This is a genomic window from Kribbella sp. NBC_00359 (assembly GCF_036097425.1).
In the GTDB taxonomy this organism is placed as follows: Bacteria; Actinomycetota; Actinomycetes; order Propionibacteriales; family Kribbellaceae; genus Kribbella.
The window spans coordinates 7482924-7495784 of sequence record NZ_CP107975.1; the positions used below are offsets into that span (position 1 = coordinate 7482924).

General features: G+C 68.2%; 14 protein-coding genes. 9 read left to right on the plus strand and 5 right to left on the minus strand.

Annotated elements, in window-relative coordinates; all coding sequences use genetic code 11:
* Positions 1–4: 4 nt before the first annotated feature.
* Positions 5–400, minus strand: coding sequence for a VOC family protein (locus OG876_RS36390; RefSeq protein ID WP_328521246.1), 396 nt, complete (start codon positions 398–400; stop codon positions 5–7).
* A gap of 56 nt (positions 401–456) precedes the next feature.
* On the opposite strand from OG876_RS36390, the gene OG876_RS36395 reads away from it, so the two are divergent.
* Together OG876_RS36395 and OG876_RS36400 are read left to right on the plus strand one after the other, a co-directional pair.
* Positions 457–684, plus strand: coding sequence for a ribbon-helix-helix protein, CopG family (locus OG876_RS36395; protein WP_328521247.1), 228 nt, complete (start codon positions 457–459; stop codon positions 682–684).
* Positions 684–1772 carry a Clp protease N-terminal domain-containing protein gene (locus OG876_RS36400; RefSeq protein WP_328521248.1) on the plus strand — a complete coding sequence of 363 codons (1089 nt, stop codon included), beginning with the start codon at positions 684–686 and terminating at the stop codon, positions 1770–1772. Before OG876_RS36395 ends, OG876_RS36400 begins: the two co-directional genes overlap by 1 nt.
* 32 nt (positions 1773–1804) lie before the next feature.
* Here OG876_RS36400 and OG876_RS36405 read toward each other — a convergent pair whose 3' ends face one another.
* Positions 1805–2674 carry a polyphosphate kinase 2 family protein gene (locus OG876_RS36405; protein WP_328521249.1) on the minus strand — a complete coding sequence of 290 codons (870 nt, stop codon included), beginning with the start codon at positions 2672–2674 and terminating at the stop codon, positions 1805–1807.
* Positions 2675–2725: 51 nt separating this feature from the next.
* Positions 2726–3781 (minus strand): cell division protein ZapE, encoded by a 1056-nt coding sequence (zapE, locus tag OG876_RS36410; RefSeq protein ID WP_328521250.1) that lies wholly within the window; start codon positions 3779–3781, stop codon positions 2726–2728.
* A gap of 130 nt (positions 3782–3911) precedes the next feature.
* Between zapE and OG876_RS36415 the strand changes: the two genes are divergently transcribed.
* The 6 genes from OG876_RS36415 to OG876_RS36440 are packed head-to-tail and all read left to right on the plus strand — an operon-like array spanning position 3912 to position 10125.
* Positions 3912–5225: an ABC transporter substrate-binding protein gene (locus tag OG876_RS36415; RefSeq protein ID WP_328521251.1), complete on the plus strand. Its 1314-nt coding sequence runs from the start codon at positions 3912–3914 to the stop codon at positions 5223–5225.
* Between the two features lie 4 nt (positions 5226–5229).
* Positions 5230–6204, plus strand: a complete 975-nt coding sequence (locus OG876_RS36420; RefSeq protein WP_328521252.1) for a carbohydrate ABC transporter permease — start codon at positions 5230–5232, stop codon at positions 6202–6204.
* Positions 6201–7040: a carbohydrate ABC transporter permease gene (locus OG876_RS36425; protein ID WP_328521253.1), complete on the plus strand. Its 840-nt coding sequence runs from the start codon at positions 6201–6203 to the stop codon at positions 7038–7040. Before OG876_RS36420 ends, OG876_RS36425 begins: the two co-directional genes overlap by 4 nt.
* Positions 7041–7058: 18 nt before the next feature.
* Positions 7059–7838 (plus strand): VOC family protein, encoded by a 780-nt coding sequence (locus tag OG876_RS36430; protein ID WP_328521254.1) that lies wholly within the window; start codon positions 7059–7061, stop codon positions 7836–7838.
* Entirely contained in the window at positions 7835–8782 is a 948-nt protein-coding gene (locus OG876_RS36435; RefSeq protein ID WP_328521255.1) for an aldo/keto reductase, read from the plus strand. Before OG876_RS36430 ends, OG876_RS36435 begins: the two co-directional genes overlap by 4 nt.
* Positions 8779–10125, plus strand: coding sequence for a GH1 family beta-glucosidase (locus OG876_RS36440; RefSeq protein WP_328521256.1), 1347 nt, complete (start codon positions 8779–8781; stop codon positions 10123–10125). Before OG876_RS36435 ends, OG876_RS36440 begins: the two co-directional genes overlap by 4 nt.
* Here OG876_RS36440 and OG876_RS36445 read toward each other — a convergent pair.
* Positions 10122–11342 (minus strand): ROK family transcriptional regulator, encoded by a 1221-nt coding sequence (locus OG876_RS36445; RefSeq protein WP_328521257.1) that lies wholly within the window; start codon positions 11340–11342, stop codon positions 10122–10124. The genes OG876_RS36440 and OG876_RS36445 overlap by 4 nt on opposite strands.
* Before the next feature lie 92 nt (positions 11343–11434).
* Between OG876_RS36445 and OG876_RS36450 the strand changes: the two genes are divergently transcribed.
* Positions 11435–12409: a zinc-binding dehydrogenase gene (locus OG876_RS36450; RefSeq protein ID WP_328521258.1), complete on the plus strand. Its 975-nt coding sequence runs from the start codon at positions 11435–11437 to the stop codon at positions 12407–12409.
* Positions 12410–12423: 14 nt separating this feature from the next.
* On the opposite strand, the gene OG876_RS36455 is transcribed toward OG876_RS36450, so the two are convergent.
* Positions 12424–12804 (minus strand): hypothetical protein, encoded by a 381-nt coding sequence (locus OG876_RS36455; RefSeq protein WP_328521259.1) that lies wholly within the window; start codon positions 12802–12804, stop codon positions 12424–12426.
* Between the last annotated feature and the right edge of the window lie 57 nt (positions 12805–12861).

The window sequence follows — 12861 nt, forward strand, 5'->3', positions numbered from 1 at the left end:
CGGCTCAAGAGCCGCCGCCGCCCACCTTCTGGACCAGCTGGATCGGGTTCCCGTCGGGGTCGGCGATCCACGCGATGCGGAGATCACCCAGCCAGTCGTGCGGCGCTGACAGCGACGCACAGCCGGCAGCGGTCAGCCTCGCGAACTCGCCATCCGTGTCGTCACACCACAGCACCAGTTCGGCCGCGCGGCCGGAGAGCGCCGGCGACAGGCCGTGATCCTTGCGGGCGGAGGCGACATCGGCGATGCCGAGGTTGAAGCCGTCGAGTCCGAGCTCGACGTGGATCGGCTCGCCGTCCGGCGGATGCTGGAACCCCTGCTCGAAGCCCAGCCCGAGGTAGAAGTCCCGAAGTCTCGGTAGTTGATCGGAGTAGAACGTGATCTGCGGCGCCCTGAACATGCTGCCAATCTTCCGTCGGCCGTGGTTCACCGAGATAGCGTGATATCTTGCTATCTATGGTGAAGGACGGGACGAAGAACATTCTGCTGCGGCTTGATCCGGAGTTGGCCGAGCGGCTGCAGACGGTGGCGTCGGTGGAGGGCCGGTCGGTGTCGGACGTCGCGCGGGAGGCGATCACGGCGCTGGTCGATCAGCGGCGGCAGGACACGCGGTTCAGCCGGCTCCTGGAGGAGAACCTGGCCCGCCACGAGGAGTCGCTGCGCCGCCTCCGTGGAGACGACTGATGCGCTACCTCGGCCGGTACGACGTGCTCGCGGTGGCGGCTCGCGTGTTGCAGTGCGAGTCGGAGGACGCCGTACGCCGGACGGACCTGGACGCGATCGACCGAGTGCTGGCCGACGTCCGGCGTACCCCTGGGATGGCTGAGGCGGCCGGGGTGTTGCTGGCGGGGCTGGTCCGGGAGCGGCCGTTCGAGGGACCCAATCGGGTGGTGGCGGTCGCGGTCGTCCTGCAGTTCACCGCGCTGAACCGGGCCGAGCTGCGGCTCGAGCCGGTGTCGGAAGTGGACGAGTTGCTGGACCGGATCACAGCCGGCGCTGCGACCGCACCCGAGGTCGCCGAATTTGTCCGGGCCCGGCTCGAGCAGGAACCGATCACTGCCGACGACCTGCAGGAGCATCTGCGGCTCGACCTGCTGCTGGAGGACGCGGTCGCCGAACTGACTGTCGACAACGAGTGGCGGAGGGGAATCCGGATGTTCGAGAGATTCAGTGATCAAGCCCGGCGGGTCGTCGCGCTGGCCCAGGAGGAGGCGCGGAAACTCGGCCATGTCTACATCGGGACCGAACACCTGCTGCTCGGGCTGATCGAGGAGGGACAGGGCATCGCGGAGCGGGTGCTGGCCGGGTTCGGGATCACGGCTCCAGCGGTCCGTGACCTCGTGGTGGAGATCCTCGGCCGTGGGCGCGGGGAGGCCGGGACCATTCCGTTCACGCCGCGGGCGAAGAGCACGTTCGAGCACGCGTGGGACGAGGCCCGGCGGCGGGGCTCCGACCAGCTCGGCACCGAGCATCTGCTGCTCGGCCTGCTGCGCGACGGCGAGGGCGTCGCCGGCCAGATCCTGACCAAGCTCACCTCCGACCCGGACGCCATCCGCCGCAAGGTCGAGGATCGGATCGATCGCCGCCGGCGGTCCGAGTCCGCCGTCGCCGGCATGCTCGCCGACGACACCTCGGGCTGGACCACCTTCGGCCGTCGCCACCACCTCCTGGGCGAGCTCAACCACGTCCTGGACGAGAACGAACGCCTCCACGAGCAGGTGGCTCACCTCCGCAACCTGCTGCGGGAGCACGACATCGATCCCGACGCCTGATTTCTCGGCCGGGCATCAGGCGTCCGCTCAGCTCAGGTGGCGGCGAGACGCTTCTTCTCGGCGACGACGTCGAAGTCGGCGGCCGGCCACTCGGGGTTCAGCTCCTCGAGCGTCTCGAGAAGGATCGTGGTGACGGCCCAGTTGCGGTACCACTTGCGGTCGCTCGGGATCACGTACCACGGCGCCTCGGGCGTGTTACAGCGCTCGATCGCCGCGTGGTAGGCGTCCATGTAGTCCGGCCAGAGCTTGCGCTCGTCAACGTCGCTCGGGTTGTACTTCCAGTACTTGGTCGGATCGTCCAGCCGCGCCTCGAGCCGCGCCCGCTGCTCCTCCGCCGTGATGTGCAGGTAGCACTTCAGGATCGTCGTGCCGTTCGCGGCCAGTTCCGCCTCGAAGTCGTTGATCTGGTCGTAGCGCCGGTTCCACACGTTCGGCGTGACCAGGTTGCGTACCCGGGCGATCAGCACGTCCTCGTAGTGCGACCGGTCGAAGATCCCGATCATCCCCTCCTCCGGCAGCGCCTGCTTGATCCGCCACAGGAACCCGCGCCGCTTCTCGGCCGCCGTCGGCGCCTTGAACGACGTGATCTTCAATCCCTGCGGATCCATCAGTCCCGCACCGTGCCGGATCACTCCGCCCTTGCCGGACGTGTCCATCCCCTGCAGGACGAGCAGCACGCTGCGCTGCCCATCCTTGCGCCCCTCGGCGAACAGCCGCTCCTGCCAGTCGGAGACGTCGGCACCGAGGCTCTCGAGTGCGGCCTTGCCGTCGTCCTTGCTCCCGCTGAACCCGGGCGTGGCTCGCGTGTCGTACTTCGTCAGGTCCACCGGCCCGGACGGCACTCGCAGCTCGCCGCGCAGTCCACCGTCCTCCGCCTTCTGACCCTTCTTCTGCTTCGCCATCTGCCCATCCTGCCTCATCAACCGCTGAGATGAGTGGAGATCGTGCCGATCTCAGGACGCGGCGTGATCGACCTGCTCGCGGGTCAGGGCGATCAACCGGGACAGCGCGCGGAGGTACTTCTTGCGATAGCCGCCCTTGAGCATCTCCGGGGAGAACAGCTGGTCCAGTGGTACGCCGCCGGCCAGGAGCGGCAGGTTCCGGTCGTACATGCGGTCGGCCAGGACGACCATCCGGAGGGCGACGTTCTCGTCGGTGAGTGGGCGGATGTCGGTGATCGCGACCGTCTCGACGCCGTCGAGCAGAGCGCCGTACCTGCTCGGGTGCAGTTCGGCCAGGTGGCGGTGCAGGTCGACGAAGTGGTCGCAGGACGCGCCAGGGCGTTCGGCCGCGGTCTGCTCGACCCGCTCGTCCGGCCACGGCTCGGGAGCCACTGGGAGGCCGCGATGCCGGTAGTCCGGTCCGTCGATCCGGCGTACGTCGAAATGCGCGGCGAGCGCCTGGATCTCGCGGAGGAAGTCGATCGCCTGGAACCGGCCCTCGCCGAGCTTGTCCGGCAGGGTGTTCGACGTCGCGGCCAGCTCGACCCCGGCGGCGACCAGCTGGCCGAGCAGCCGGGAGATCAGCATCGTGTCGCCGGGATCGTCCAGCTCGAACTCGTCGATGCAGATCAGCCGGTACGACGACAACGCCTCGACGGCGGCGCGGAGACCGAGGGCGCCGACCAGGTTGGTGAGCTCGACGAAGGTGCAGTACATCTTCGGTCCGGAGGCTTCGTGCCAGAGGGACGCGAGCAGGTGCGTCTTGCCGACGCCGAACCCTCCGTCGAGATAGATCCCCGGCTTGTCCGCCGCCGACCCGCGTCCGTCCGGCGACGAACCGCCGCGGCCCCCGCGGAGCCGGGACCAGAGCGTCGGCGCCGGGCGCGGGCGGGCCAACTTCGTCGCGCGTTCCGACAGCACCTCGAGCGCCTCGGCCTGGGAGGGCTCGTTCGGATCCGGGCGGTAGGTGGCGAACCGGACGCCGGCGAACCGCGGTGGCGGCACGCACTCGGACAGCAGCCGATCCGAACTCACCTCCGGCCACCGCTCGCTCAGCCGAATCACCATGCCCCAACCCTAGGGGCCGGGCCGCGGCTCCGGAAAAGTCGGAAAGCGCAGTCCCGGACCTTGACCACTTTCTTACTTTCAGTTAGGAAGTTGATGTGAGGTTCGTGAGGTGAGCGACTAGGAGTCGGCGATGGGCGAACGGCACGTACGGCGGCGGACGGTACTCAAGGGCGCGTTGGGTGGTGGCGCGGCGGCCCTCGGACTGGGGTCCACGCTGGCCGCCTGTGGCGGCAGTGACAGCGGCGGCGGGACCACGAGCGGCGGGAAGGCCGTGGTCCGGATGTGGTCCTGGTACAACGACCAGGAGGATCAGTTCCCGAAGCTGATCGAGAAGTTCCAGGCAGCACACAGCAACATCACGATCGAGAACCGGATCTTCGGCACCCCGGACCAGTACCTGCCCGCGCTCCAGGCCGCGGTCGCCGGTGGCGATGTCCCGGAGATCTTCGCGCCGCACACCCGGGCGCTGACCTACGGCACCGGCGGCATCTCCGCCGACTTGAAGCAGGAGCTCGGCGACGACTTCCTGAAGGACTTCTTCGACTCGGCCAACCAGGAGTACACCCTGGACGGCAAGCAGTACGCGGTCGGCTGGATGGCGCAGACGTTCGGCCTGTTCTACAACCCGGACCTGCTGAAGAAGGCCGGCGTCGGCGAGGACGAGATCGAGACCTGGGACGACCTGATCGCGGCGGCGGCGAAGATCAAGGCCACCGGCAAGTTCCCGGTCGCGCTCAGCTGCAACCCGACGACGAGCTCCCTGGACTTCTTCCTTCCGCTCATCACGCAAGTTGCCGATGACCCGACCTTCTACCTCAAGCTCGACCAGCTGAAGGACGGGGCGACGTACGAGGACCCGAAGGTCGTGCAGGCGATCGAGCTGCAGCAGAAGATCGTGAACGGCGGCGTCTTCCAGCCCGGCACCACCGGGACCAGCGGAGACCAGGCGCCACAGATCTTCTACACCGAGAAGGCCGCGATGCTGTTCAACGGCAGCTGGACGCCACAGGGCCTGACCAAGGACGCGACGCCGGCGTTCAACAAGAAGTACAAGGTGATGAAGACCCCGGCCCTCGCGGCCGGCAAGCGGCACTGGACCGCGAACCAGGCCGGCGCCGGCTGGGCCGTGTCGGCGAACAGCAAGAACAAGGACGCCGCGCTGGAGTTCCTGAAGTTCATGTACTCCGCCGACCAGTACTCCCCCACCATGAACGAGTCCAACTCGATGCCGGCCACCAAGAGCGCGGCGAGCCGGATCGAGCTGCCGATCATGAAGCAGATGACGTCCTGGCTGCTCGACGGCGACGGCTGCCCGCACATCCCGTTCGGCCCCGGCTCGGTCGCGGCCGGCGATCCGCTCGCCAAGATCTTCGACGGCAAGGGAGAACCCGCCGCGGTCGCCAAGGAGATGCAGCAGGCCGTGCAGAACGCCAAGGGCGGCTGATCGGATGGCGACTGCCCTCACCAGCAAGAACATCGCCCCGGCCGATCGGCGACCGCTCCCCCGGCGGCCGCCGTACCGGTTCGGTTCACCGTTGCGGAAATCGCAGCGCATCGCCGGCTACCTGTTCGTGCTGCCGACGTTCGCGCTGTTCCTCGGGTTCGTGCTCTGGCCGATCCTCTACACGGCGTACCTGAGCCTCACCTCCTGGGGCGGCTTCGGTACGCCGAGATTCGTCAACTTCGACAACTACAGCCGGATGCTGAACGACCCGGTCGCCCGGCGAGCCCTGATCATCACGCTGGTGCTGACCGGTGTCACCACGGCAGTGCTCACGTTCCTCGGCCTCGTCACCGCCGTACTGGTCAACGTGGTCTGGTCGAAGGTCGGCGTCCTGGTCCGGACCATCCTGTTCATCCCGGGCATCGTGTCGTTCGTGGTGTCCGCCGTGCTGTGGAAGCTGATCTACGACCCGAACATCGGCACGCTCAACCGGTTGCTCGGGGCAATCGGTTTGGACAGCCTGCAGCACCCGTGGCTGGCCGATCAGAAGACCGTGCTGCCGGCCATCGTCGTGGTGACGGTCTGGGGCGGTCTCGGCTTCACCATGCTGATCTACTTCGCCGGTCTGCAGAGCATCGACCCGAACCTGTACGAGGCGGCGGCGATGGACGGCGCCAACACCGTCCAGCAGTTCCGGCACATCACGGTCCCGAGCCTGCGGGTCGTCACCGGTCTGATCGTCAGCCTCGGCCTGCTCAACGGCTTCAAGGCGTTCGACGTGATCTTCGTGATGACCGGCGGCGGGCCGAACCACGCCAGCGAGGTGCTCGGTACCTATCTCTACTCGCTCGCCTTCGGCTCGACGTCGGGCTCGATCCCGCAACTCGGCTACGCCAGCGCGTTCAGCGTCGTGACGATGGTGCTCTGCACGCTGGCCGTCATCGCCCAGCTCTGGCTGACGAGGAGGGCGGACCGATGAGTGTCACGAATGCTCAGAAGCCTTGGGTCGGCAGGTCGTTCGCGACTTTCGTGCTGTTGCCGTTCTGCGTGCTGATGGCGTTCCCGTTCGTCTGGATGCTGCTCACCTCATTACGCGAGCAGAACACGATCTTCAACGGGCCGATCATCCCGCGGAAGTTCACGGGTACGGCGTACAAGGAGGCGTGGACCTCGATCGAGTTCCCGCTGCACTTCTGGAACAGCGTCTGGATCACGTCCGTCACGGTGATCGGCGTCCTCGTGTTCGCCACCCTCAGCGGGTACGCGTTCGCCAAGCTCGACTTCCCGTTCCGCAACACGCTGTTCGTGCTGCTGCTGACGACCCTGATGATGCCGTCGACGGCGCTGATCATCCCGCTCTACCTCGAGCTCAAGTCGCTCGGACTGCTCGACAGCCAGGCCGGTCTGCTGGTGCTTTACATCTCCGGCTCGGCGCCGTTCGCGATGTTCCTGATGCGGGCGTTCTTCCAGACGCTGCCGGACGAGCTGATCGAGGCGGCCCGGGTCGACGGCGGCAGCGAGCTCACCATCTTCCGGCGGGTGATCCTGCCGCTGACCCGGCCCGGGATCGCGACCGTGGTGATCTTCCAGTTCCTCTCCACCTGGAACGAGTTCCTGATCGCCAACACGGTCCTGCGCAACACCGAGTCACTCCCCCTGCAACCCGTGCTGTTCACCCTGATGGGCCAGTACTCCACCAACTGGCCGGCGCTCACCGCCGGCCTCACGCTGTCCGTCGTACCGGTCGTCCTCGTCTACGTCCGGATGCAGCGGCAGTTCGTCGCCGGGATGATGCTCGGCGCGGTCAAGAACTAGCTGACTGGAAGAGGTCTTATGCCGATCAAGAACGTCGTGGTCAACTGCACGGACGTGCAGCGCTCGGTCGAGTACTACACCAAGTTCCTGGAGCTCCGCGTGGTCGGCGAGCCGACGCCGGAGCGGGCCGTCCTGGACGCGGTGACCGCGACGGTCGAGTTGCGGGCCGTGGGCAACGGCCGCGATCGGAGCACCTGGTCGCCGGACGATCTGCAGAAGGGCTTCCGCCACATCGGTTTCAAGGTCGACCGGCTCGACGAGCGGGCCGACGTACTCAAGGCCGCCGGGGTGGAGTTCAAACTGGATCCGCTCGATGCCGAGGGCGAGGTCCGGATCTGCTTCTTCTACGATCCCGACGGCACGCTGCTCGAGATGATCCAGGGCGATCTCCAGTACGCCGCTGTGCTCGACGCCGACGGAGTCGCGCGGGAACGTGCCCTCGGCGTACCGCGGCGGCCGCGGTTGGACCACGTCGCGGTGACGATCGAGGACCGGGCCGCGACCAGCGACTACTACCACGAGCACTACGGCTTCTCGTTCATCGGGACGATCGAGCAGCCGCACGACCAGCGCGGCTTCAGCATCGGCTACCTCAAGGGCGGCGACACGGTCCTGGAGGTGTTCACGTACGAGGTGGACAAGACCTCCCGCGAGCCCCAGCTCGACGTCGCCGGCTTCGCGTACGCCGAACTCGCCGGCGACCCCCCGACGGACTTGACCACGGCCACCGCGCCGGACGGGACGAGTGTCTACATCGATCCCGACGGTTTCGCGTTCGCCGTAGGCTCCGGGGCATGAGAGACGACTGGCTGAGGCCCCTCGGTTCCACCGGACTGACCGTGTCCGCCGTCTGCGCCGGCGGCAGCGCGATCGCGGGCATGCCCGCGGTCTTCGGGTACGACGTGACCCGGCAGGAGGCGGTCGACCTCGTTCTGCGGGTGTTCGACAGCCCGCTCACCTGGATCGACACCTCCAACGGGTACGGCGACGGCGAGAGCGAACTGCGGATCGGCCAGGCAATCCGCGAGTACGGCGGCCTCCCGGACGGCTTCCTGGTCGCGACCAAGGTCGACGCCCGCGGCAAGGACTACTCCGGCGCCCGGGTTCGCGCGAGCGTTGCCGAGAGCAAGGAGCGGCTCGGGCTCGACGACCTCCCGCTGGTCTATCTGCACGATCCGGAGTTCCACGACTTCGACTCGATGCGCGAGGCCGTCGACACGCTGATGCAACTCCGATCCGACGGCGAGATCGGGCATGTCGGGCTCGCCGGCGGGAACACCGTGGAGCTCAGCCGCTATCTCGACCTCGGCGGCTTCGAGGTGCTGCTCGTGCACAACCGGTGGAGCCTCGTCGACCACTCCGCCGGCGACCTGATCCGCCGGGCGACCGGTGACGGGATCGCGGTGGTCAACGCGGCGATCTACGGCGGCGGGATCCTGGCCAACCCGCAGGGCGCGACGAAGTACGCGTACCGCGACGCGCCGGACGCCGTACTGGAAGCCGTCGCCGAGATGGACAAGGCCTGCCGCGAGTTCGGCACCGACCTCGCCACGGCCGCACTCCGGCACTCGGTGGACAACCCGGACATCGCCGGCACCGTGGTCGGCATCAGCAAGCCCTCACGGGTCGACGTGTTGATCACATCACTCGAGGCCGACCTCCCAGCTGAGCTCCTTAACCGGTTAGGTAGCCTCCTCCCCCAAGAGCGATACTGGGTTGAAGGAACAAAGGAGACGACGTGACGAACAGCTTCCCATCGGGCTTCATCTGGGGCGCGGCGACCGCGTCGTACCAAGTTGAAGGCGCGGTCTCCGCGGACGGGCGCGGCCCGAGCATCTGGGACACCTTCGCGCACACGCCGGGCAAGATCTCCGACGGCACCAACGGTGACGTCGCGGTCGACCACTACCACCGGTTCGCCGACGACATCCGGATGTTGGCGGACCTCGGCCTGACGGCGTACCGGTTCTCGATCGCCTGGCCGCGGATCGTCCCGGCCGGCTCCGGCGCGACGAACTCCGCCGGGCTGGACTTCTACCGGCGGCTCGCCGAGACCTGCCTGGAGTACGGCGTGACGCCGTACGCGACGCTCTACCACTGGGACCTGCCGCAGCCGCTCGAGGACCCGGGTGGCTGGCTCGTGCGCTCCACGGCCGAGCGGTTCCGGGACTACGCGGCTGTCACGCACGACGCGCTGTCGGACGTCATCAAGCAGTGGATGACGCTGAACGAGCCGTGGTGCTCGGCCTTCCTCGGGTACGGGAACGGCGAGCACGCGCCGGGGCGGACCGAGGGTGCCGAAGCGCTGAAGGCCGTGCACCATCTGCTGCTCGGGCACGGGTTGGCGCTCGAGGCGCTGCGCTCGTCAGAGGGCACGTACGGCATCGCCCTGAACCCGGCGCCGATCCACGCCGCCTCGGACTCGGCCGCGGACCTCGACGCCGCGCGGCGGGTGGACGGACTGCGGAACCGGATGTTCCTCGATCCGCTGCTCGCCGGCACGTATCCGGCCGACGTGCTCGAGGACACCGGGATGACGGAGTGGTTCGCCGCGCAGGAGGCCGATCTCGCGGTGATCTCGGCGCCGATGGACTTCATGGGCGTGAACTACTACTGCCCGACGACGGTCGCCGCGCCGGACGGGCCGATCTCCACGCCCGGTCCCTCGACCCAGCCCGGCAGTGAGAATGTCGTTGCCGTCGACACCGGTCTGCCGCGGACCCAGATGGGCTGGCCGATCCAGGCCACCGGACTGCGCGACATCCTGGTCACGATCAACAAGATGGCGCCGGAGTTGCCGTTGTACGTGACGGAGAACGGATCGGCGTACCCGGACGAACTGACCGCGGACGGGACCGTCGAGGACGACGAGCGGCTGGACTACCTGCAGCAGCACACCGCGGTGTGCCAGGACCTCGTCTCCGAGGGCTTCCCGCTCAAGGGGTACTTCGCCTGGTCCCTGATGGACAACTTCGAATGGGCCTGGGGCTACAGCCGCCGCTTCGGGATCGTGTACGTCGACTACACCACCCAGCAGCGGACCGTGAAGAAGAGCGGCCTCTGGCTGAAGGACTTCCTCGGCTAACGACCCGACTTCTGGCGGGCGGTGAGCTGGCTGTGGAGGACGAGGGACGCGGCGCCGAGAGCAGCGGCGCTGGGTCCTAGTTTGGACAACTCGACCCGGGTCGGGTGCATCGCGCGGACGAACGACAGCCGGTTGATCTCGGCCGACGCGATCCGGACGTAGAGGCCGCCCGCCTCGCTGAAGCCGGGACCCGCGAGGATGATCTGCTCGAGGTCGAGCAGGTTCGTGATCGACAGCAGCGCCTTCGCCAGGTACGTCGCGGACTCCTCGATCAGCCGCACGCACCGCGGATCGCCGGCGGCCGCGAGCCGGGCGATCTTCGCGAAGTCGGACCGGACCGCCAGCTTCCGGCCACGCAGGGCGAGCTCGTTCACCAGCGCGTCGTCCTGCTCGGCACGCTTCACCACGGCCGCCGGTGCGGCGAGACTCTCCAGGCAGCCGCGGCTGCCACACCAGCACTCCGGGCCGTTCACGTCCAGGACCATGTGGCCGATCTCGCCGACGTTGGACGACGAGCCGCGATACACGTCGCCGTCGGTGACCAGGCCGAGCCCGAAACCGGCCGCCATGTAGACGGTGGCGAAGTCGTTCACCGACGGGATCCGGCCGGCCCAGAACTCGCCGATCGCCGCGCAGGTCGAGTCGTTCTCCACCACGATCGGGTGGTCGATCGCGGCCCGCAGGGTGTCGCGGACGGCGAACGGCTCCCAGGCGTACTTCGACGAGTTCGTCCGCAGCAGCCGTTGCCCTCCCCCGCCCTGGCGACCGGCCAGGGCGACCCCGACGCCGACCAGGGTGGCCGGCTCGATCTCCGCCTTCACCATCAGGTCCTCGAGCTCGGCGGTGATCCGCTTGACCGCCGTGCTGGGCGCGTCCCGGCCAATGCCGCGCGACGAGACCTGCTCGATCACCCGTCCACTCATGTCGGTGACGACGTACGTCGTACTCGGCGTGTCGATCGAGATGCCGACAGCGTGCCGCGCACGAGGGTTGAACTGCAGCAGCGTCGCGCGCTTGCCGCCGGTCGGGTCGCCGAGGCCGGTCTCGACGATCAGGCCGTCCGCGAGCAACTGCTTGACCACCCGGGAGATCGACGCGCCGGTCAGGCCGGACCGCTCCGCCAGGTCGACCCGGGTGACCGTGCCACTGGAGCGGATCAGGTCGAGGATCGCGCTGTGCGTCTCCTGCGCGTTCGCACCCTTCAGAATCTTCGCCACGTCACCCTCCCTCGCTCCGCACTTTAATACACAAAGTAAGAAAGTGGGATAGCTTGACCTCAATGATTGTTGAGGTTCTAGCCTCGGTCTTTGTGAAGGCGATCAGATTGCACGAGTTCGGTCCGGCGGAGAACCTGCGGTACGAGGAGGCTCCGGATCCCACCCCCGATCCGGGCATGGTGCTCATTCAGGCGGAGGCGGCCGGGGTCCACCTGGTCGACACGATGATCAGGTCCGGCTCGACCGGCGGCAGCCGGATCCCGGTGCCGGAGCTACCGACGATCCCCGGCCGCGAGGTCTCCGGGCGCGTCACCGCGGTCGGGCCCGGCGTCGACCCGTCGTGGATGGGCAAACGGGTGGTCGTGCACCTCGGCATGGACCCCGGCGGGTACGCCGAACTCGCGGTGGCCAAGGTGGAGTCGCTGTACGAACTCCCCGACCACGTCGACGCGGCGCAGGCGGTCGCCGCGATCGGGACCGGCCGGACGACGGCCGGAGTCCTGAACCAGGCCAAGCTGAGCGCGGACGATGTCGTCCTGGTGACGGCGGCCGCGGGCGGGATCGGCAGCTACCTGGTCCAGGCCGCGCGGAACGTGGGTGCGACGGTGATCGGTCTGGCGGGAGGCGCTGCCAAGGTCGAGTTGGTTCGGTCGCTGGGTGCGCAGTACGCGATCGACTACACGGATCCGGAGTGGGCGCTTGCCTTGAAGGACGAACTCGGTGATCGGGACGTCACCGTCTTGCTCGACGGGGTTGGCGGTGCGAGCGGGCAGCGGGCCTTCGAGCTGCTCGGGGTCGGTGGGCGGGTACTGATGTTCGGTTGGTCCGGCGGCGGCCCGATCGAGTTCACGCAGGAGGAGCTGATGGCCCGCAGCCTCACCGCCGGCTGGGCGCTCGGCGCGAAGATGACGTCACAGCTGCGCGCGCTCGAAGCAGCGGCCCTCGAAGAGACCTTCTCCGGTCGCTGGCAGGCGCTCACCACGACGTTCCCGCTCTCCGAAGCGGCGGCGGCCCACCGCGCCTTGGAGACTCGCGCCACCACCGGCAAGGTCGTCCTCATCCCCTGAGACGAGGCCCCAGCTCACGAAGTGCGGGGATCGTGGACCGGGCCTGCGGCTTCTGCGGGGCCGGTGGGAGTGCCGTAGTCGAGGTCAGGGAACGGGCTCGTCACCTCGATCACGCGGCCCTCGGCGGCGGAGCGCTTGGCGGCGAGCATCACCTCGAGGGCGTGGAAGGCGTGCTCGGGCCGGGTGACGGTCGGCGTACCGTTCTCGACCGACTCGACGAGGTGCCGCAGGCCGTCGGTCCACGGCCAGTTCGGATCGCGTTCGCCGAACACCTCCCAGGATCCACGCTCGTTCGACCACTGCTCGAACCCGTCCGGAGCCCAGTCGTCCCCGAGCAACTGCAGTACGCCGGTGGCGCCGTACAGCTCGATCGCCGGCGACCGGTACTGCTGCACGGTGAACCCGGTCGCGATCGAGGCGAAGCGCGCGTTGCCGAAGTCTCGATCAGCCAG